Genomic DNA, 21,487 nt, shown 5'->3' with positions numbered 1-21,487 from the left:
CCCCGAAAGGGGCCTACTATCAATTTACTTAAACGGTTTCACCAAAGTGACCTGAAACTATTGAAAGGTCCTGAATATTTACAGTTCCATCCTGGTTTACATCCCAGCGAGGTAAATCTGTTTCATAGGACTCACCATAGTTCTGACCTACAAGTGTGATGTCAAGTACATTGACAACTCCATCTTCGTTTACATCCCATCTTGGCTGCAGATCAGTAATGGTTATTGTACTTGATGAGCTGATCTCCTCAGTTCCATCACTTACTGTTACCTTAATGGTGTGTGTTCCGGCAGAGTCATAGTCTGTTTCCCATGAGTAACTGGTGGATGTGCTAACCTGTACACCGTCAATCTCAATGATGTAACTTAAAAAATCTCCGTCAGCATCACTCGCAGCTACGTTCACATCAATGGTTGAACCTTCTTCAAATGTAGAGTCATCTGCAGGTTCAAGGAGAGTAATCTCCGGAATATGATTTGTTGGTGTGACTGTTATGTTCACACTTACTGTATCTGTGAGATATCCATCTGTGACTTCAAATGAAGTTTCGTAGGAACCTGCATCTCCTTCAGAAGGTGTCCAGCTGAAGATGGCAGTATCTGCATTAAAGGATGCACTTGAAGGAATCCAGGATGCAGAATATTCAAGATCATCACCATCTGAATCTGTTGCACTCACTGCGAAACTCAGGCTATGCTCTTCTTCTACTGTTTGTGAAGAAACAGATGAGAACTGCGGAGCTGTATCAATCAGAACGGTTGCGTTGGACAAATTGTATCCTGCAGGATTGGAGTTTGCATCACTAAGGATCACATGTGAAAGCCCAAGGTCAAGTATACCTGAGCTGCTACCTGCTACCATCTCGATTGTTGCCATTACACCCGGAGAGGTGATGGTTCCGCTACCTACTATGGCTGCGTAGACATTGTCCAGAAGTCCTGCTGCATTGTCAATATTATCATACTGGAAGGTTGTTGAAAGTCCGCTTGCTGTGAACAGATCACCTTCATTTACAGTAGAGATACTCGCAAGCTGGCTGTAATGCAGATCGAACTGTGAGCCGGTAAGATCCTGGGTTGGATCTATGTACACGTCCAATGTGAAGGATTCTCCCGGAGCTACTGTTGTAGTTGATGGGGAAATGGATATTTTGGAATGTTCAGCTGAAGACACAATTATTGTCCATGCTTTATTAATGGTTCCTGCATCTGCAGTGCCTTCAAAGGTTACTGTGTGAGTACCTGCTGTTGTCCATGATTCAACATGCTCGGTTGTGCCACTTTCAACCTCTACACCGTTAAGAGACCAGACTGCACTTGTGAAGTCCTGGCCTGAATCAACTGAGAATGTCGTGGATTCACCTGTTGTTGCTGTCAGGGAAGAAACTGATGGAGTGAATGAAATTCCTGTTCCAGAAGAAACAGGAGATTCAGAAGAAGCACTTTCAGTTACATACAAATCCCAGGTTTGTACTACAGTACCTGTTGTACTGGATCCCGTGAAAGTAATCAAGTGTGAACCTTCAACTGCTGTCCAGTCATATTCCATTGAACCTGATGAAACTTGTGTTCCATCTACAAACCATTTTGTCGATACAAGTTCTTCGTTAGTCCATACTTTGAATGTCTTGCTTTGTCCTACCTGGAATACATTATCACTTGATGGTGCAAAACCTGTGATTGCCAAACTATTTGCATCTTCTGGAACAACTGCTGTGATAGTATATGAAGATACATCTGGATTTTCACGATACCAGCTCTCATCTGGGGAGATTCCACTTAGAATCACTGACTGACCATCAGGAGCATCAACATTCATAGTGTATGTCAAAGACTCTTTATTCAAATTGCCCGTATCATCACTGGAATAGACATTGTCTATGAGGACAATAGAGTTCTCTGGATCACCTGAATTCGGTAAGGCTGTTTGCCCACTGGAATCTGTTGTAGCTGATCCTAGAGGGAGGGCGTTGTACCATCGCGTGTGGGTTCCACCAGAATAAGTTATGTTGTGCATATTTCCTACAAGATTACCATCTTCATCGAAATAACCAACTCCATATCCACTGACCCCACCTTCTCCAGGGCCATATTTGTCTGCAATATATTCCCTATGTTCATACAATGATTCTGCTGGATATTTTGAATTCGATGATTCGAAAAATACATCTGAATTTGATACGGTATTACCTAATGAATCCTTTAAGATAACATCAAGATAATACTTGGTTACGATCTCAGCTTCATCATATTGGTATACTCCACCAACTCGCGGATGACCATCTATTGAAATCTTTTCTAGGTCGTAGAGAATGTTTAATAAAGCAAATGTGGATTTTTCATTTTTAATCCAATAGTTCTGATAGTACTCATACTTTAATGCCTTCATAACACTGATATCAACACCACGAAGATCACTGTCACGAATTGTTGTTGCGTTCTGTATCCACTCACCTCCAATAACCTTCAGACTGATATCAGTCTTTGGTTCAACGAAGGTTACATTTTCGACTACATAATCAACTAAATCCATCCTTGGTACTATCCAGAGTCCTTTGTCACCATAAGATTGCCTCTTTTTCTGATTATGATTTTCATAAGGACCTCGTAAGGTATAATCTCCATAATCTATTGAACTATGATTACTGAATATCGCGTTCTTTATTGTGACTTCGTAAGGAGCATCCAGGAAAAGATTTCCTGTGTTATCAATCGTTGAATTCTCAACTATGAATTGACCACGGAAATCATATATATGATTTGTTCGTGGTTGTGATGTTTTAGCATCATTGTTCCTTGAAACATCTGGATTGTAGACGTTTTCAGATATTGAACTTGCAAAGTTCCATATCATAGGATTATTAGTTGCTGTTAATACTGAATCAGTTATGCTGAGCTTTACTCCAACTTTGGGATTTATGCTTAAAGATTGTGAAGAAGTATCAACAATCAATTTTTCGTTGTCAATTATTAATTCACTGCCATCATACAAGGCGATATTTGTTTTTAGTATTGCAGTTCGGGTGTTAGAATCATATGTAATATAATCTGGATTATCAATTGCATCGGCAATTTGTTTCAAAGTTACATTTTTACCAGATACCTTTATTCCAGTTTCATCAACCGGATCAAGTCTGCCATAAGTCGTTTCCCCTGTTTCCCACCATTTCGGATATGTTCCATATTCTATTGTTGTGGGTGGATATACATATCTATCACTATATACCTCAATACAGTCCAATTCTAGCAAACTGTTTGCAGCTAATGATAACTTACTTGCACTAGACAGGGCATCTTCAAAGTTTGCATGAACATGAGGCATCATTGCCCCATCAACATATACTGTCCACCACCCTTCACTTGTTTTGATGATTGTTATATCTAGCCAATCATCATTATACCAGTTATGGACACCTGGAGCTTGACCCAACCAGCGCCGTGATGTAGGTATGTATCCATGTTCATTTAATATTGAGAAATAATCATGAAATTCATTGCTTTGCCATTCTGATCTCCAGCTGTAACCGTTTGTGTCAAAGACTTGAAAATAATATATATTTTTTACACCAGGATTTCTAATTTTATATTTAAACGTTCCATCCGTGATATTAAATTTAGTTGATAATACATTTCCAGTACCGGTTGATGTTCCAGATAAAAACCCTTTTGAAACGAGATTTTCCTGATTATTATAATATGGTAATTCTCTTCCCCAAGGGTCACTTGTATAGCTTGTTCGCCATACATTATTCATATCTGTAAAGTAATCAATGAAATCGGGTGCTTCTTCTTCTGGGAGACTTGAAATTAACCATTCTCTGATGACTGCCGAACCGTTTTCATATGTCCCTTCTACCCTGATTTCCCATATTTCTGATGAGGGCTGGCCTTCAACTCCTTCTGGAACTCTAAATGTAAAAGAGTCAGAATTAATATTTTGATTTACTTTATTTACAAACCAGTTGTAAGATAGAACATTTTTTTCTGTTATTGAAAACATTATTTCTTCATCAGTCTCAACTGTGAATGCATAACTATCATTATTAGTTTTAGTATTGTATCCAATATCCACATCAGGTTCACGTGTTTCTACAATAAGATGTGGAACATTTACACCGGCCTCACTTGAATTGAATTTATGATGCTGACCGTGAGAAGAACGAGTTTGGAATGCATAATATCCAGGTTCATTAATAACTGAACTAATATTCCATGTAACCCATTCGCCAACAGAATAAGGAGCGTAATCTACTGTATAATCCTGCCATTTTTCTACACTTGGCCTTCCATAATTCCAAGTGACTTCATCGGCATTCCAGTCAGGTGATATCCTTGCTAAAGCAATTGAGCTTGAACCATAACCACCTGTAACAAACATATTAAGATGGGCAGATCCTGTAAATTCAGGTACATAGAATGTTAAATAAGTATATTGTGTTATAGACGTGCTTGAATGAGAATACAAAGTTTTAGATGTTTCAAAATTCGTATTTACACTATTACTATCAACGTATGAATCTTCAATTGGATGGATAATTATCTCTTCTGCCGTAGCGATATTAGATGATAAAAAAAGCATTAGTAATATACTCACAAAATATTTGATTTTCACTTTTTCACCTTTTGACGTTTTTATCATATTATTAATCGTATAAATTAAAAATGCCATGGACATTGACATAAAGCGTATGAACACAATTGAGATAAAAATGAACAAATAAATAATAATTAAATTGTATCATTACTATATAGTGTAAACAATTAACCATGTGCAAAATAGTGCTAAATATAAAAATTAAAATTATTGACTTTGTAGAAAATCTACTTCCGATTTTATTGCAGAACAAAAATTCAATCTAAAGATAATAAATCCCCGAAGTTTACTTGTTACAAAAAACACACATCTCAAAATTAATAATTATAAAGATTCTTGTAGAAAATGATGTCAAACCCAATATATTGATGCATAACCTTAACATACATGTTAAGGTCATATTTGTCATCAAAATAAAGATTTCTGCAAAGTCAAATTATTCTCTAACTTTAAAACAAAACAAGAAATCTATATTTAATACTTGCCTTTATTGATACTAAAAATCGAATTATATCAGCAATGACAAACCTAGGAAAAAGTAAAATTCTTAAAGGATATTTTTTGATATTTTTATCTACTAGAACATGTGCCCATAGATACAACAAAAATGACAAACATAAGAAGGGGAATAATAAGTCTGGAATAACTGCAAAAATAAAGGGCACAAGTACTAAAGATAGAACCAAAAATACACTTTTATTATAGACATGTCCCAACATAAGTCCATCTTTTTCTAGATTTTCTGGATGCTTTTTATACATCAAAACCCAATATTGATGTTTTTTTTGACGTTTTAAATAGTTTTTTATTGAGGCACAATGCACCTTATGATGAACCAAAAGTAAGGGTTCAAAGAGAATTGGTCCTTTTTTTCTAACCTTCCATCCCAATTCTATATCCTGTAAATATCGCATTTCAAGATCAAACATACCTACATCTACAAGAATATCTTTTTTGTAAAAGACATTTGGAGTGACATACGAGCCATTATCTTCAAGAACGTCTACACGCCGTGCTATCTTAAATTTTTTATCTTTACATGTACCAAAAGTAACTACCTTTCCATACAATCCACATATACCTGGATTTTCTTTAAAACGTTGCATTGCAAGCTCAATCCAATTATTGGGTAAAATGCAATCATCATCAGTAAATCCTATAATGGGAGCTTGTGCATTGATAATTCCGAAGTTTCTAACTTTTGCAGGACCTTCAATGTCGCTTTCGATTTTGAAATATCTTAGATTACAAATGTTTTTCTCAATTAAATCCTTGACTATTTTTTCAGTATCATCTGAACTATTATCATTACAAACTATTATTTCGTATTTATCATGAGAATATGTTTGCTTTAAAAGACATTCTAACGTCTCTTTTAAAGAATGACACCTATTACGTGTAGGAATCACAACAGAAACTTCTATATCAGTCAATAAACCCACCTACAATATATAATATACAAATAATATCTTTTAATAAGTCCTATTATTCATTTATCAAGTATAACACATAGTATCTATCATATACTAAATATATTAAGGTTCCCTTGGTTATAAAAGTATGCGAAGTCAATAAAATTAATTGACAGATTGTACAAATTGGGTTCTATTTCCATATACATTCATATCTGGGACCGTTGTCCAGCCGTGCATAATAAGAAAATAGAGATTTAAAGCAAGAATGCACCCACAATTTATCTATTAAATCCTCATCCTCATAATTCAATCTTTTTGAATGAGTATACACACCTGCAGGGATTTTTCTTCCTATTTGAGTAGAATACAAATGCAGGTTTTTTAGTCGGTTTTTGAAAACAGAAGTAACTTCTAATTTAGTTGGAGTTAAATTGGGATCAATTTCCATTATATGTTGTTTTATCTGATTGAAAGTGAACCAGGAAGCATAAGGGAGATCCTCATAAAATTGAATAGGGTTTCCTAAATCCTTACAAGCTTTAATGCAGCTCAGTAAAACTATTTGGTGGTCTATATGATTTCCCAGAGCAAGTGGTGAAACTACAAGAGTTCCCGGAAAAGAAGAAATAATTTCATATATATGTTCAGAAACTTCTTCAAAGATTGGATCACACATTGCTTTTGAGGTAAATATCTTTTCATCTGTCTCCAAACCTCTCAAAGGTGGTTCAGGAAAATGTAATGTTTTCAAAGATAAACCTACGGCTTCAGCAAACGCTTCATCTTCCTTTTTCCTTTTTAGAGTAATTTCTTCCTCACTACTTAATTTAATCCTTGGAGAAAAAGTAGATCTTGTAAAGACAGTAACCATTAAGGGATTTTTGAAATAATCTAACAATAAAGCCCCACCCAGAGAGTAAGCTATGTCATCAGAGTGAGGAGAAAACAGAATTGTGTTTGTTTCTTTTGTCATGATCATAACCTAAATAACTTATCTTAGTAAAATTTGTACTAATTATTATAAATGCATTCCTTTCATAAAGTAAGCAAAAATAATACTTTCAAAGAGTCTTTTCAAAGATTTTTTTAATCATTTTAACTAGGCTATATGGCAAGCACATTTTGATTAATATAGACAATAATTGAGTTTTACTTAATCCGGAAATAGCTATATTAATACATCGGCTTTTGAACTTTTCTTTTAGTTTCTGATTTCCTAATCTGGAATAATATTCAGAAAGCCAAAACCAAGTGTTCATTTGCATGGATTTCTGTTCTCTATCAGATTTCATGGACCATATACCACCCTCATGAACCCGATAGATGGCTGGTTCTATCATTGGTAGGTACTTTCCAGATCCATACTGACCTAATATTGAAAAAAGAAATGTATCTCCATTTTTTACATATTTTGCTTCTTGAGGATAATCCTTTAGAGCATCCACATTCCTGAAAAAAGCTGTCAGTGGTAATATATGAGTCTGACATGCCATCAGTTCGTAACTGCTATAATCCCGTTGATCTTGAGACGATAATCTGGATTCCCTTTTAAGACCACGTTCGCCTAATATATAATCACTATGATAACAACACACGGCATCTTGATTCTTTTCAAGACATTCGAACTGTATTTGTAACTTTTTAGAATCGGTCCAATAATCATCTCCTTCACAAAGAGCAATGTATTTTCCTTTTGCTTTTGGATAAAGAAAAGTAGGGAGAATTTTCACACCTTGTGAATATTGATTCACTTTTTGATAAATAGGTTTGATTATGCCAGGATAATTTTGTTCGTAAGATCGAATAATATCTGCGGTTTTATCAGTTGATGCATCATCATGTATAATAATCTCATAATTAAAATCTGTCTCTTGCATCAGAAAGCCCTCTATAGCATCAGCTATATAGTTTTCATGATTGTAAGTTATGCAGCAGATACTGACCATAATTTCTTCATCATCATCCATCATGCATTCCTCCTTAATTTATCTTTAACTAGTTGTCTGGCAAATTTTAAAGCTTCCAATTTAAATGCATAGCTTGCTATTAAATACATACTAAACGCAATAATACCAAAGAAAAGTAATTCAATTAATGCGTGCATAGTCGAAATACTTACAGCAAAGTATACCATCAGTGCTATAAATCCAGACAAAAGTAATCCAGGGGAGAAATCTCTTATCTGTTCTCTTGCAGGATAATTTATTAACTGTCCAGAATAATAACTATTTGGCAAGTATGATAATATAGATGTTATAATGTTTCCTACAAGTATCCCTATAACACCAAATTGTATGCTAATTGATAAAACAACCACAATAAACACCTTTTTAACAATTTCTAAATAAAGAAATAAATCAGACCTACCCTTTACTTTCAGTATATTTAAATTAATAGAGTGAAGAGGTTGCATTAATCCGGAAATGCACATCAGTTGCAGATAAGGTACAGCAGGTAGCCATTGGTCATTAAGAAATACAGTAAAAAAAGGTTCTGCAAGGGCTGCAACGATGGCCATTATGGGAAAGAGACAAAAAGTTGTTACTTGAATTATTTTCCGATATCCTGCTTTTAATCGAATATCATCTTCCTGAAGTGTTGCAAGTGCTGGATAGGTAACTGTTTGAATAGAATTTACCAATTGATTAAGAATCAAATCCCTTATTTTACTTGCAAAGAAGTAATGACCGGCAATTGTAGCTGTAAAAATTTTTGCTATTACTACTAAATAAATATTCCTAAAAATAGTGTCTAATAGACCAGATAAAAATATTTTAGATCCGAATCCAAACATTTCAGCTAATGCTTCTTTGCTGAAAACAAAAGTTGGACGCCAGATGTTCATCGACCACAAAAAAACAGTTAGGACCAAAGAAGAAATTATCATTTGAGCTACCAAAGACCATACGCCAAAACCGATATAGGCCATAATAACTGCAAATAAACCAGAGATAAAGGTTGCCGGAACTGCTGCCTTAAGCTGCGCTTTAAAATTTAGATTTCGGCTAAGAATGGCACTCTGGACTATCTGGAATGAGTTTATCAAGATGACAATTCCAACGACACGCACAAGGATGACAAGCCTTGGTTCTTCATAGAACATAGCAATAAATGGAGCGGAAATGAAGAGTAACAAATAAGATAGTCCACCCAAAGCCAAATTTGTATAAAAAGCTGTGCTGAAGTCGGAGTCAGTAGCCTCTTTTTTACGAATAAGAGCCTGGTTAAAACCCAGGTCCATAATGCTATCGGCAATAGCCAGAAATACCGCCATCATAGCAACTAAACCATAATCATCCGGTGCCAGGAAGCGGGCTAGCAGTAAGGTAACTACTATGCCAATACCTCTCTTGCTGAGTTGTTCAGCAAAGTTCCAGAGGATTCCAGTTGTTGTTTTTTGGGCAAGTGACATAGTGTAATTTACCTATAATTTTTTCTAATTTAAATGAATACAAGTATATTTAATATAAGTTGCCTTTTTTATTCTTAATGAAAGTTAAGGATTAGATTCTATTTTAGCATCTCATCATAATCTTCCCGGATTATAGACATCAAATTTAAGTCTTGATACTCACCATTTTTAAAGACAGCTTTTCTTAGAATTCCTTCGTGTTTAAATCCACATTTTTCATGAAGTCTTATAGAATATTGGTTAGTAAGCAGCTGCCTTGAAGAAACGCGAACCATTCCTAGCTCATAAAAAGCATATTCGAGCATAAGAAATGTAGCTTCTGAACCAAGTCCTTGACCCCAAAAGTCCTTTTTTCCAAGGATAATACCAAACGTACAATTTTTATCCACATGATCAATCATGTTGAGATAAACATTGCCAATATGTTCATTTGTTGTTTTTAAGCAGATTGCTAGCTTTACTGATTTACTATTAAATATTGAATCGATAATCCACTTTTTTTCATATTCGCAGGAAACAAAATATTTTTTGCCAACAATTCCATTTAGTATATCTTTGTCTCCCCTCCAAGAATGAGTGGTTTTATAGTCATCTGGCTCAAAAGCCCTCAAATAAACACGGAAATTAGAGAAATCCACCAAAATCACTTCCTTCCAGAACAAATACAAATTTTTGTAAATGCATAGGATTGCAAAAAATTATAAAAGCCCTAAACACTTATAATGTCACCACTTGGATAAAATTTTTAATATCACTCATTAAATAATCACGTTCTTGAACGCTACTAAATTTCATTAGAATAACACCAATAGTAGTATTGGACCCCACATACTCCTTCACATTATCTCTTTTATTTTTGAAAACTTTGCTGAAGAATATATTACCATTAATTTCATCACTTATCCTGATACCTTTAAATATACCATCTGTTTCAGAGTGCAATATATAGTGAGCACCTACTTTTTTCTCACAAAGATAAGTATCAATTTTAACATCCATACCCATTGAACTATATATAATCTTGCTGACAAAATCAAATCCGGTGAGATGTTCCTGAATAATGGGAACATAGTTACCACCATTTCTTGGGCTGACCTCTATAATATAGACCTTTCCTGAATCTGTCACCCTTGCTTCAATGTTCACAGGACCGGTACGGTAGCCTGCAGCCTTGCATATACTTTCAACTTGGCTTACAACCACATTTAATATTTCCGTGCCTTCATATTTGCATGGCCATCTGGTAGAAATTGGGATGAAGTTTTTAGACTTTGTATAGAAAAAATGATCACCAAGATAATGATATATTAGTTTCCCATCCTGAAGATAACCATCACCATGGATTTGATCTCCATCTATATACTCTTCAATAATACACCTTTTCGCTCTTGAATGTTGCAGAGCATATTCAATTGCATGGCTTAATTCATTCTCATTTGCAGATGAGTAAGTGATTCCTTTGCTACCACTGGAATCAATTGGTTTGACAACAAATTTGGATTTGCTGTTTTTTATTTCTTCCGGGATAATTAAAGAGTTGACCACATAATTCCCCGGAACATTAAGACCCAATTTTGAAATCAGCGACCTGAATTTGTCTTTTTCAGAAAGTGTTATGACAGCTTCAGGTGACGGGCCACTCAAGCCCAATTCATCAGCAACATATGCAACCGTTGGTATGGCAGGATCTGAAGAAAACGTAATAATGGCATCAATATTCAATGATCTTGAAAGCTCAAGCACAGCCTTCTTATCAGTAGTGCTTACATTGTGGTACTCGTCCGAAAATTTGTGCCCTGGATTGTCCGGCAGATAGTCACAACTGATCACATACAAACCCATCTCTTTTGCACGCATTATTAAAGGCAACTGGAAATTAGAACCTCCAAGAACCATTATTCTTTTGTTTTCAAACATGATTCAATAATCTCTATAATACTTGCTGTTTCTTGCTCTTTCATTCCCGGATAGATAGGAAGACATAGTATCCTAGCCGCTATATCTCGTGAAATTTGTGATACTGAATTTGAATTGATATAATTCAGTGTATCCAGTGAAGGATAAAAATATCTTCTTGGATTTATTTGATGATTATTCATTGAACTCTTTACTTCCAGCATTGTTTCTTCGTTTTCAAATACTACAGGAAAATAACTATAGTTATTAGTAGAATCCGGATTTAGCCTCAAAATTTGTACACGGTCTCCCAGACTTCGTTGATATAGGGCCCATATCTTAGCCCTTTCTTCCAAAATAGTGTCTATTTCATCAAGCACACATAAGCCCATTGCAGCCTGGAACTCATTCATTTTTGTGTTTATGCCCAACTCAACAATCGAATCAGAGTTATCAATACCGAATTTAATCATCAGTTTTGCTCTTTCATAATCTTCCTTCTTTTTGAAGATAATTGCTCCACCTTCAATAGTATGGAAAAGCTTGGTAGCATGAAAACTGAGCGTTACTGCATCACCAGAGGACAGGAGGCTTCTACCCTTGTATTGCACTCCAAATGCATGAGAACCATCATATACAGTTTTAAGCCCATACCTAGATGCTATATTTTCAATTAGTTCGACATCACAAGCATTTCCAAATACATGTACAGGCACAATTGCTGTGGTTTTTGATGTGATTGCATCTTTTATCTTTGCAGGATCAATGCAAAGTGTTTCATAATCAATATCTACAAAAGCAGGTTCTATTCTTTCCCATACCAAAGAACTGGTAGTAGCTACAAAACTGAATGGTGTTGTTATTGCCTGTCCATATACACCAAGAGCTTTATAGGCAACTTGAAGAGCAGAAGTTCCATTAGATACTAAAAGAAGATTCTCAACACCAAGATACTCCTGCAATCTTGCTGTCAGTTCTTGAACTAAAGGACCGTTATTAGTTAACCAAGCTGTTTCATATATTCTGTCAATATACTTGTTCAGTTTTTCTCTGTCAGGAAGATAGGGTCTGGTTACATTGATCATATAGTTTCCTTTTTTTGTTGCGCGGAATATTAGATTATTATATTACTCTATAGAATAAATACTTTTTAGCAAACCCAAAACGATGAAAATTCATAACCCCTTACATACATGTTATGATTAATGAGATACTGTCCCTAAAAAGCTAAATTATGTATTTTTTAATTCAATCCTTGATTTTGAACTCAAAGAATATATATGTTGTATTTTTTGAATTCAACAAAGTCTACTAAAAAGATATAATAAGTTGATTTTACTCCATCACTGTATAAATAAACAGATATATATATAAAGATTGCTAATTAAAACATAGATTATATTGTGGAATAAAAGAGGTTTTTATGAAGAAAATAATAAAATACTTATTGAAGAAAATAATGATCACGAAGGGGTATTCTCCTTATTTTGCATCCAAGATTCCTAAAATGGTTATAGAAGATCTAATCCAAAATAAAAATGTAAGTTTGCAAAAAAAAATATGGGCATATAAAAGAGGATTTTTATCTTCAAGAACAAACACATATCAAATAAATGAGTTGAATTATAGAAATCACATTCCTGATTTTGATTATTACAAGTTACATCCAATTAATGGCAAATACAGCGCATGGATTGATGATAAATTAACAATGAAATATATTTTCAGTCCATTTGATGAGTATCTACCAAAATATTATTTTCAACTAGAAGATAACGAAATTTTGAGATTGATGGACTGTCCTTTAGATATTGATTCTACTACAAATGGAATTTTAGAGCTTCTCAAAAAAGAAGGTAATCTGGCTCTTAAAATAATATCAGGATCTTTGGGGGAAGGTTTTTATAAACTATCTTATGCAAATGGCACGTATTATATAAATTCCAAAGTCTGCGAGATGAAAGATATTGAAACATTATTTTCTAGCTTAAAAGGATACTTGATTACAGAATACATAAAAGCACACGATGTAATTAATAAAATATACGATATAACTCCAAACACTTTAAGAATTCAAGTAATAAGGGATGAGAACAAAAAACCAAAAATAATTGGAAGTTTTATTAGATTTGGTACTCAGAAAAGTGGAATTTTAGAAACTCCAGTAGCAGGGGGAATTATTGCAGGCATTGATTTGAAAAATGGAAAAATTTATAATCCAAACATTATAATTAACGATGATTTAAAAAATATAAAAGTCCACCCTGATACAAACGAAAATTTGGAAATAATAATACCAAAATGGGACGATCTAAAGTCGAAAATAGAAGAAATATCATCCTATACTCCACAATTAACATATTTGGGTTTTGATATAATAATCACAAATAAAGGATTCAAAATTATAGAAATAAATTCATTAACTTCATCTACTGTAATCTCATATTATTACCCTCTTTTTGCAGATGAATATGGCAAAGAATACTTCATCAAAAAGTTTCAAGAAAAAGAGGAAAAATTTAGACATATACTAAAATCATTAAAATCAGACAAAATTAATCCCGGGTAATATTTTGCACATATATTAACTTATCTTTTTTATTTCAATGCAAAGGTGTTATTAAATAAAAATAATAATTGCAAGCAGTTAGCTATTTGTAGTGTTCTAAATACCATTCTACAGCCTTCAAGATTCCGCTTTCAAAGTTCTCCTCTGCCTTCCATCCAAGGTCATTTTCTATCTTTCCTGCGTCAATGGCATATCTGCGATCATGACCTGCCCTGTCCTCAACGTATTTGATCTGGTCCCTGTAGCTTCCTTTTTGTTTTGGTTTCAGTTCATCCAATATCTGGCATATCTTGATGGCAACATAATTGTTATCTTTTTCATTTTTGCCACCAATATTGTAGGTTTCACCTGCTTTTCCATTATGATAAGCAAGATCTATTGCTTTGCAATGGTCAAGTACATAAAGCCAATCACGTATATTTTTTCCATCACCGTAGATAGGTATTATATTGCCTTTAATAGCATTTCTTATTATAGTAGGAATTAGTTTTTCATCATGTTGTTTAGGGCCGTAATTGTTCGAACAATTGGTGATTATGGTATTCAAACCATAAGTATGATGATAGCTTCGAACTATCATGTCACTGCTTGCTTTGCTTGCACTGTAAGGTGAATTTGGTGCATAGGGTGTGCTTTCGGTAAAGAGTCCTTTTGGGCCTAATGTTCCATATACCTCGTCTGTTGAGATGTGATGGAAACGCGGAAAAATTGTTCCCTTATCAGGTGAAACAGAATTTTTGTATTTGTGATTGTAGACAAACGGCTTTTCCATCCAGAACTGATATGCTACATCCACAAGTGTATGAGTTCCATTAATGTTTGTTTTAATGAAGACATCCGGTTTTTTGATTGAATTATCTACATGAGATTCTGCTGCAAAATGAATGACACCATTGATAGAGTATTCATTGAAAATGAACTCTACCAATTCGCGATTGCAAATATCTCCTCTGATGAACTTAAATCGTGGATTTTTCTGGATTCCCCTCAGGTTATGAATATTGCCTGCATAGGTCAGCAAGTCGAGATTTATTACATTGTACGTGGGATATCTTTCCAGAAAAAATGGAATAAAGTTACTTCCAATGAAACCTGCGCCACCTGTTACCAATATATTAGTTTTCATCAAGTAATCCTTCCAGATATGTACCGTAATCATTCTTTTTGAGTAAGCTTGCTATTTCACGGACCTTTTCAGCAGTGATCCACCCGTTATTATAAGCAATTTCCTCCAGACAGGCAATCTTGTATCCCTGTCTTTGTTCAATTGTTTGTACAAAATGACTTGCAGCTATGAGACTATCATGAGTACCTGTATCAAGCCAGGCAAACCCCCGGCCAAGCAGCTCAACTTTCAATTTTCCTCTTTTAAGGTATTCCTCATTAACAGAAGTAATTTCCAGTTCGCCTCTGTCAGATGGTTTGATGCTTTTTGCAATCTCAATAACATCATTATCATAAAAATATAGTCCGGTTACTGCATAGTGTGATTTTGGTTTTTTAGGTTTCTCTTCTATACTGATAACATTTTTATCCTTATCGAAAGCTACCACACCAAATCTTTCAGGATCTTTTACCTGATATCCGAAAACAATAGCCCCTTTTTCAATATTTGCTGCCTGTTTTAACAGCGGAGAAAATCTCGGACCATAGAAAATATTATCGCCAAGTACAAGACAAACACTATCATCCCCAATAAACTCCTCTCCAAGAATAAATGCCTGAGCTAGGCCATCCGGAGATGGCTGTACTTTATATGAAAGAGAAAGTCCCCATTTAGACCCGTCACCAAACATTTTCTCAAAAGAGGGGAGGTCATCGGGCGTGGAAATAATAAGTATCTCCCTGATACCTGCAAGCATTAACACCGATATTGGATAATATATCATAGGTTTATCATAAATTGGTAGGAGTTGTTTACATATTGGAATTGTAACCGGGTAGAGTCTTGTACCATTCCCCCCTGCTAAGATAATGCCTTTCATTTTACCTTCCTACTAAATATCTCCTTTTGAATTATTTATTAAAGGACGAGTTTTTCAATAATTATATATCTTTGTTTGCATATTAATATTTTGATGGATATAGTCTTTATATTCATTAGCATTGTATTATAGATGCTAAGAGAAGCCGTAAATTTAAGTCCATTTAGATACACGCATTAAATTAAAATTTTGTATGATACTGAACCTTAAACCCACCATGAATTCCATTTTAGAGATATAGACATTTTAAGAATATATATGATTTGATGAGACAAGATATTATATATTATTAATAATAAGGATTATTGTTTTATGAGTACCGCAAAAAGTGTCGCTAAAAATACTTTTTTTGTTGCTTTTAGTAACATTGCTGCTAAAATAATAGCTTTTATAATAGCGATTTATCTCGCAAGGTATCTGGGTGTTGAGGATTTTGGAAAGTACAATTTCATAATAACATATCTTTTGCTATTTGGATTCATAGCAGGGTTTGGGCTTGATTCGGTTGTAATCAGAGACATATCAAAGAAACCTGATGAAGCAAATCGAATAATGAGTAATGCCTCAATAATCCGGATTCTTACTTCATTGATAGCAATGCTCCTTGCAATAATTACAATACGTGCACTGAAATATCCTGCAGACACTATATTTTATATTCAGTTATTATCTGCAATTCTGATGATACAGGGATTAAGTTACTTATTTGAATCATTATTTCAGGCAAAAATGAAAATGGAATATGCAGCATTATCAATAATCGTTCCAAAAATCATTTTCGTCATTGCCCTGTATTGGATAATTAGAATTAACCTGGGACTAAAAGAAATACTCCTTGCATATCTCTTTTCAGAATTCACAAGAACCATTATCTCCTTCCTTTATTCAAAAAAAATAGTCAAATATCGATTGCAGATAGACAGAGTTACTTTCCAAGATTTGTTCCGTAAATCATTACCCTTTGTTATTGGATATGGACTATTGATCCTGTATAACCGGTTTGACATTCTCATGTTGTCAATTATGCAAGGAGACTTTGCCGTTGGATATTATGCTGCAGCTTATAAGTTAACAGAATCCGTATTGTTTATTCCAGGGGCTTTAGCAGCTACTTTGATGCCTGTAATGGCAAGACAAATCGACATCAATAAAGAAAAATTAGCTTATATGTACAATCTGGGAGTCAAGTACATCCTGATGCTTATATTGCCAATAAGTATTGGTGGAGTTATACTTGGTAATGAAATAATATACATGATCTATAAAGAAGAGTTTGTAAACTCTGTCATGGTATTTAAAATATTAACGTTTACGATAATATTTAATTCACTGATCTCTATCCAAACTGCTCTTCTGGTTGCTGCCAATAAGCAACAATTGAATAACATATCTGTTTCAGCATGTGCTATTATCAATATAATATTAAATTTGATACTGATTCCACAATACAGTTATGTTGGAGCCGGAATTGCAACACTGATATCAGTAGTATGTTTATACTTGTTTGGATTTTATTTTATCCACCGAGATCTCATGATACAAGCTTTGAAAATGGATATATTCAAATATATTTTTGCGTCAATTGGAATGGGAGTAGTAGTTATCAACGTAAACATGCATTTGATTATACAAATAATTACAGGCACAATTGTTTATGTATTAATTGTATTGATGTTGAAGGGCTTTGACAGAGAAGATATTAAATTAATAAAAAATTTGAAAGGAAGATGATTTGCAAGTTCATTTCTCTATCAAAATGCAACTACAATAAACTCTTATAAACATCTAAGTGTTTAGATACATTAGATTCTAATGAAAAATTATTCATAACATGCTTTCGTGCAGATTCTGTGTCTGCTCCATTTTTAATACACTCAATCACTTTTGCTGCAAGTAATTTGTGATCAACAGAAACAATATAATTTGGATCATATAATACATCCTTAATTGCACCTGAGTCAAATGCAACAACCGGAGCTTCCGCAGCCATTGCTTCAGCTGCGACGAAACAAAAGGCCTCTTCAAATGTAGAAGGAATTACAACAACCGAGGAAATACTATAAATATCAGAGAGATCTGGAACTTTTCCTGCAAATATTACTTTGTCAGTTATCTTCAATTCTTCCGTCATAGAATCTAATTGTGTTTGACATTCTCCTTCACCTGCTAAAATAAATTTTACATTATTTATCTCTTTCAGAATTAAAGGAGCTGCTTTTAATAGATAATGTGGACCTTTATCCCTCCTCATACCTACACAGGAAATAATATATTCATCTTTCAGATCATACCTCTTTTTGATTGGGTCAATATCGTCCTTTTTATAAAATTTATCGGCGTTTATCCCATTATAAATAACATGTAGTTTATCGCTTTTTATACCATATTCTTTAAAATATTTTGATTTTACAAAATCAGACACACAAACTATTTTATCAAGACCTACATCAAAAAATACAAAATTTGTATAATAATAGATTCTGCGCAATATTTTTTTAATTGGGCTTTTCGCTTTTCTGCCACCCATATGATCAGTATGTATTATATGAATATCAAAAAAGAACTTGAGATAATTCAAAATAGAATAAGCCGGATAGAAGTGAAAATGTACAATACTGGGAGATCTTCTTTTTATCAAAGAGTAAAAAGTATAGAAGTTAACTAAGTTTGACCTGGAAGGTTTGATAACCTCAATGATGGCACCGTTATTAATAAGAGCTTGTTTCACAGGAAGGATAGGACCTTCCCGAAAAACAATTACATGGACAAAGCCAGAATCTTTTAATTTCTTTGTTATGTAAATCAGGAATTCTTCAAATGAACCCATCCTTGAAGGTGAAATATCACATATAGAAAGAACGCATCTTTTATTATCCATAGAATACATAATATCACTTTATTATAGTTAACAATTTAAGGAAATAATTGCGAATAGGCTTCTATATAATTATCCACTACATCATCCCAATTATATTTATTTGCAAATATCTTTTGATCTTTGATAACACTTTTATCATAATTTCCATTTGATACGTCTTTTATTATATCACATATAATATCAACATTAGGTTCAAAAGAATACAGTCGATTATTATCCATCACAACAAAGTCATATATACCTGCTTTTTTAGAGAAATAGACAGGACAATTCGCACAGGCAAATGCTTCGATGTAGGATAGAGGGAAATTATCCCATAATGAAGGATAGATAGCAACATTCACTTTTTTGAGATAGCCTTTTATTGTATCTTTGTTTAAATTTCCTAACAAAATCACATTATGATTCAAGTTCAAATCATCTATTAGTCTTTCAAGATATTTTTTTTGTGGACCCTCTCCGGCGATATATAGGATTGATTCGTACTTATTCATATTTGAAAGAAATTTGTAGAAGCCTTTTACCAATAAATCTAACCCCTTTTCTGCAGATAATCTTCCATGATAAAAAATTTCCAAAAAACCCTCTTTTTTAGGTACAGGTTCATATTCCACTGTATGCCAGTAGTCTTCAACTGCATTAGGGATTACTATTGCATTTTTTACACCATATCTTTCAGAAACTAAATTTTCGAATAAATATGAATGAACAATTAATTGATCAGAACTTTTTAAGAGTGCTGGTAACAACGCATAAGTCGGTATGTAAGAATAACTTATTGTTCGATTGTTTTATTTTTAAAAGCAATACCAATAAAGAGAACAATGAAAAGCAACAGCATAAAAGCCCCATAAGTATGAGAATATATAGTAGGGATAAAGAATGTCAGCATTAAAAGAATAAATAAATCATTACGAGATTTTTCTTTTTTCAATAAAAGATAAATAAAGCTTCCTGCAGCGAGGATTACTAACGGTCCAACCTGCCTGACAATAGTTATTGCAGAAGTTATCAACCAATCATATCGTGAACCGAAATCAACCAATGATCTGGTCAAAAAAGGTAAACCTATAAAAGCAATAAGTAAAGAGACAATCAAATAGTGAGAATATGGATTTAGCGTTTCGAGATGGTTTGTTTTTTCAAGTAGTTTGATGCCTATGTAAATGAAAATAATGGGAATTAGTATAAACCCATAATGGTGAACAGCAAACTGGAAGATAGCCAATATGACAAGTAAAAATATTTTTTTCAACATGTTAATTTCAGATAAAAGTAGATAAATGAACAGTGGCAAGAGGAGTATGAAGAGACCTCGTGTGCTAACTTCCCATGTTGAGAAAAGCATCACACCAGGGGCAATGGAAAAGAACAAAGCTACTCCATATTTAAAAGTGAAATTGGGATACAATCTACCTGCCAAAACATAAGCTGTAAATATTGAAATGAGCCCTAATAAAATGCAATACATAAGAATTACGATTTCCATTTCTATACCCGTCAATTGATGCATGCCGGACAAAACAAAAGGAACAGCGCTTGCATAAGAATATGCATAAAAACCAAATACTGAGAGCCAATGGATCCACCAATCAGCACTTCCAAATGTTGATATTGAATTTGCCAGAGCATGTATGAAAAAAGAGTCATATCCTTTTTCATGAGGAATACTGGGAAGCCTGATAACAAAGTTCAGAACTATTAATAGGAAGAAAAGGAGATATTTCATACTTTTTGTTTTATTATAAGTATTTGCTTGCTTTATAGCTTCCAGCATAGTACAACCTTTATCGAGTTTTTATAATTTAATCTTATCTACCTAAATTCTCATCTATCATATATATGTCTAATTTAAAACTAATCATTTTTTAAATAATAACTAATGATTTCTTTATGTTTATTTCTATAATATCTTCTTACTTCCGGCAAATCAATCTTATTTCTTCGCTCAAGAACACTTTTAAAATAACCATAGCTATAAGATAAACCGATGTAAAAAGGATAAGATAAGCAATATTTCATGAACTTCAAAATAACATATAATAGATGATAATCTCTAAAATAATCAGATTCACCTTTAATCATATAACCTTTCCACATACCTTCAGCACTACTTGTTCTACGCGTCTGCAGACCCAGGACATCATCAAATTTTCGAGTATTCCAGCCTTTAAGAGTTGCCAGTACATTTGAAACAGCATCGGCAGAATAACTTATCGGGAAAAAGTTTGATTGTACCAAACACTCGACTCTCCACATCCTTAATCCGCCTATTGGAAGATCGTTTCTTCCTTTTTCGAGTGTTGACAAATCGTTAAAATCATAAACAACACTGCCACTTGCAACCCCCAGCTCAGGATCTTGTTCGAAATAGGAAAGCAATTTTTCGAAAAAGGTCTTTTCTAAGACCATATCGGCATCTATCAGAGAAGCATATTGGCAATCGATACCTTTAGTTGTGCATTTATCAATTGCTGTTTTAAGAGTTTCATCGACTATCCTTGCGTAATGAAAGCTTAGATCTCGTCTTGTTACTTCACCATTAATAATGTTTATCCAATCATATTTATTTTCAAGTTCTGTTAGCAGTTCACTCGAACCATCGGTACTTCCGTCATTATATATTACCCATAATGATGGTGTTACACTCTGATTTACAACAGAATCTATCAAATTTGGAAGATTTGCTATTTCATTTTTGCATGGAGTCACAATAAAATAATTGTTTGTTACCATAG

At 33.7% G+C, this 21,487-nt stretch carries 16 protein-coding genes; 2 read left to right on the top strand and 14 right to left on the bottom strand.

The features are described 5' to 3' along the window. Positions 1–28: 28 nt before the first annotated feature. The 8 genes from J2746_RS14990 to J2746_RS12355 form a co-directional block, all read right to left on the bottom strand. Positions 29–4,612, bottom strand: coding sequence for an Ig-like domain-containing protein (locus J2746_RS14990; RefSeq protein WP_209621493.1), 4,584 nt, complete (start codon positions 4,610–4,612; stop codon positions 29–31). A gap of 431 nt (positions 4,613–5,043) precedes the next feature. Then, a complete protein-coding gene (locus tag J2746_RS12385) occupies positions 5,044–6,027 on the bottom strand; it encodes a glycosyltransferase family 2 protein (protein WP_209621490.1) in 984 nt (327 codons plus the stop codon). Between the two features lie 172 nt (positions 6,028–6,199). Continuing rightward, on the bottom strand, positions 6,200–6,982 hold the full coding sequence (locus J2746_RS12380) for a PIG-L deacetylase family protein (RefSeq protein WP_209621487.1): 783 nt from the start codon (positions 6,980–6,982) through the stop codon (positions 6,200–6,202). A gap of 88 nt (positions 6,983–7,070) precedes the next feature. Then, a complete protein-coding gene (locus tag J2746_RS12375) occupies positions 7,071–7,979 on the bottom strand; it encodes a glycosyltransferase family 2 protein (RefSeq protein WP_209621485.1) in 909 nt (302 codons plus the stop codon). Then, a complete protein-coding gene (locus J2746_RS12370; RefSeq protein ID WP_209621482.1) occupies positions 7,976–9,421 on the bottom strand; it encodes a lipopolysaccharide biosynthesis protein in 1,446 nt (481 codons plus the stop codon). The genes J2746_RS12375 and J2746_RS12370 overlap by 4 nt, the downstream gene beginning before the upstream one ends. Positions 9,422–9,519: 98 nt before the next feature. After that, complete coding sequence (locus J2746_RS12365; protein WP_342451846.1) at positions 9,520–10,059, bottom strand: GNAT family N-acetyltransferase; 540 nt, start codon at positions 10,057–10,059, stop codon at positions 9,520–9,522. Positions 10,060–10,138: 79 nt separating this feature from the next. Beyond that, a complete protein-coding gene (locus tag J2746_RS12360; RefSeq protein WP_209621476.1) occupies positions 10,139–11,338 on the bottom strand; it encodes an ATP-grasp domain-containing protein in 1,200 nt (399 codons plus the stop codon). Further along, a complete protein-coding gene (locus J2746_RS12355) occupies positions 11,317–12,402 on the bottom strand; it encodes a DegT/DnrJ/EryC1/StrS family aminotransferase (RefSeq protein WP_209621473.1) in 1,086 nt (361 codons plus the stop codon). The genes J2746_RS12360 and J2746_RS12355 overlap by 22 nt, the downstream gene beginning before the upstream one ends. Positions 12,403–12,740: 338 nt before the next feature. Between J2746_RS12355 and J2746_RS12350 the strand changes: the two genes are divergently transcribed. Beyond that, positions 12,741–13,886 (top strand): sugar-transfer associated ATP-grasp domain-containing protein, encoded by a 1,146-nt coding sequence (locus tag J2746_RS12350; protein ID WP_209621470.1) that lies wholly within the window; start codon positions 12,741–12,743, stop codon positions 13,884–13,886. Between the two features lie 82 nt (positions 13,887–13,968). Here the strand turns inward: J2746_RS12350 and rfbB are convergent, their stop codons facing one another. Together rfbB and rfbA are read right to left on the bottom strand one after the other, a co-directional pair. Then, complete coding sequence (gene rfbB / locus J2746_RS12345; RefSeq protein ID WP_245250150.1) at positions 13,969–15,012, bottom strand: dTDP-glucose 4,6-dehydratase; 1,044 nt, start codon at positions 15,010–15,012, stop codon at positions 13,969–13,971. Beyond that, on the bottom strand, positions 15,002–15,871 hold the full coding sequence (gene rfbA / locus J2746_RS12340; protein ID WP_209621464.1) for a glucose-1-phosphate thymidylyltransferase RfbA: 870 nt from the start codon (positions 15,869–15,871) through the stop codon (positions 15,002–15,004). The genes rfbB and rfbA overlap by 11 nt, the downstream gene beginning before the upstream one ends. A 312-nt stretch (positions 15,872–16,183) precedes the next feature. On the opposite strand from rfbA, the gene J2746_RS12335 reads away from it, so the two are divergent. Then, positions 16,184–17,602 (top strand): flippase, encoded by a 1,419-nt coding sequence (locus J2746_RS12335; RefSeq protein ID WP_209621461.1) that lies wholly within the window; start codon positions 16,184–16,186, stop codon positions 17,600–17,602. Between the two features lie 31 nt (positions 17,603–17,633). On the opposite strand, the gene J2746_RS12330 is transcribed toward J2746_RS12335, so the two are convergent. From J2746_RS12330 to J2746_RS12315, 4 genes are all read right to left on the bottom strand, one after another. Further along, positions 17,634–18,758: a glycosyltransferase family 4 protein gene (locus J2746_RS12330; RefSeq protein ID WP_209621458.1), complete on the bottom strand. Its 1,125-nt coding sequence runs from the start codon at positions 18,756–18,758 to the stop codon at positions 17,634–17,636. 26 nt (positions 18,759–18,784) lie between these two features. Beyond that, entirely contained in the window at positions 18,785–19,498 is a 714-nt protein-coding gene (locus J2746_RS12325; RefSeq protein WP_209621455.1) for a glycosyltransferase family 4 protein, read from the bottom strand. Positions 19,499–19,524: 26 nt separating this feature from the next. Beyond that, entirely contained in the window at positions 19,525–20,526 is a 1,002-nt protein-coding gene (locus J2746_RS12320) for a hypothetical protein (RefSeq protein ID WP_209621452.1), read from the bottom strand. Between the two features lie 80 nt (positions 20,527–20,606). Further along, the gene (locus tag J2746_RS12315; protein ID WP_209621449.1) at positions 20,607–21,485 is read right to left on the bottom strand and encodes a glycosyltransferase family 2 protein; all 879 of its coding nucleotides are present in this window, start codon (positions 21,483–21,485) and stop codon (positions 20,607–20,609) included. Positions 21,486–21,487 lie beyond the last annotated feature (2 nt).

It is taken from the genome of Methanolobus bombayensis, assembly GCF_017873415.1.
GTDB lineage: Archaea > Halobacteriota > Methanosarcinia > Methanosarcinales > Methanosarcinaceae > Methanolobus > Methanolobus bombayensis.
The sequence above is the reverse complement of the archived record's forward strand: the minus strand, read 5'-3'. Positions and strand labels throughout refer to the sequence as shown.

Bases quoted from the DNA above. Each gene is read 5' to 3' on its own strand.
- J2746_RS12380 (WP_209621487.1), bottom strand. From the start codon at position 6,982: ATGACAAAAGAAACAAACACAATTCTGTTTTCTCCTCACTCTGATGAC.
- J2746_RS12375 (WP_209621485.1), bottom strand. From the start codon at position 7,979: ATGATGGATGATGATGAAGAAATTATGGTCAGTATCTGCTGCATAACT.
- J2746_RS12370 (WP_209621482.1), bottom strand. From the start codon at position 9,421: ATGTCACTTGCCCAAAAAACAACAACTGGAATCCTCTGGAACTTTGCT.
- J2746_RS12360 (WP_209621476.1), bottom strand. From the start codon at position 11,338: ATGTTTGAAAACAAAAGAATAATGGTTCTTGGAGGTTCTAATTTCCAG.
- J2746_RS12355 (WP_209621473.1), bottom strand. From the start codon at position 12,402: ATGATCAATGTAACCAGACCCTATCTTCCTGACAGAGAAAAACTGAAC.
- J2746_RS12350 (WP_209621470.1), top strand. From the start codon at position 12,741: ATGAAGAAAATAATAAAATACTTATTGAAGAAAATAATGATCACGAAG.
- rfbB (WP_245250150.1), bottom strand. From the start codon at position 15,012: ATGAAAACTAATATATTGGTAACAGGTGGCGCAGGTTTCATTGGAAGT.
- rfbA (WP_209621464.1), bottom strand. From the start codon at position 15,871: ATGAAAGGCATTATCTTAGCAGGGGGGAATGGTACAAGACTCTACCCG.
- J2746_RS12335 (WP_209621461.1), top strand. From the start codon at position 16,184: ATGAGTACCGCAAAAAGTGTCGCTAAAAATACTTTTTTTGTTGCTTTT.
- J2746_RS12330 (WP_209621458.1), bottom strand. From the start codon at position 18,758: ATGTATTCTATGGATAATAAAAGATGCGTTCTTTCTATATGTGATATT.
- J2746_RS12320 (WP_209621452.1), bottom strand. From the start codon at position 20,526: ATGCTGGAAGCTATAAAGCAAGCAAATACTTATAATAAAACAAAAAGT.
- J2746_RS12315 (WP_209621449.1), bottom strand. From the start codon at position 21,485: ATGGTAACAAACAATTATTTTATTGTGACTCCATGCAAAAATGAAATA.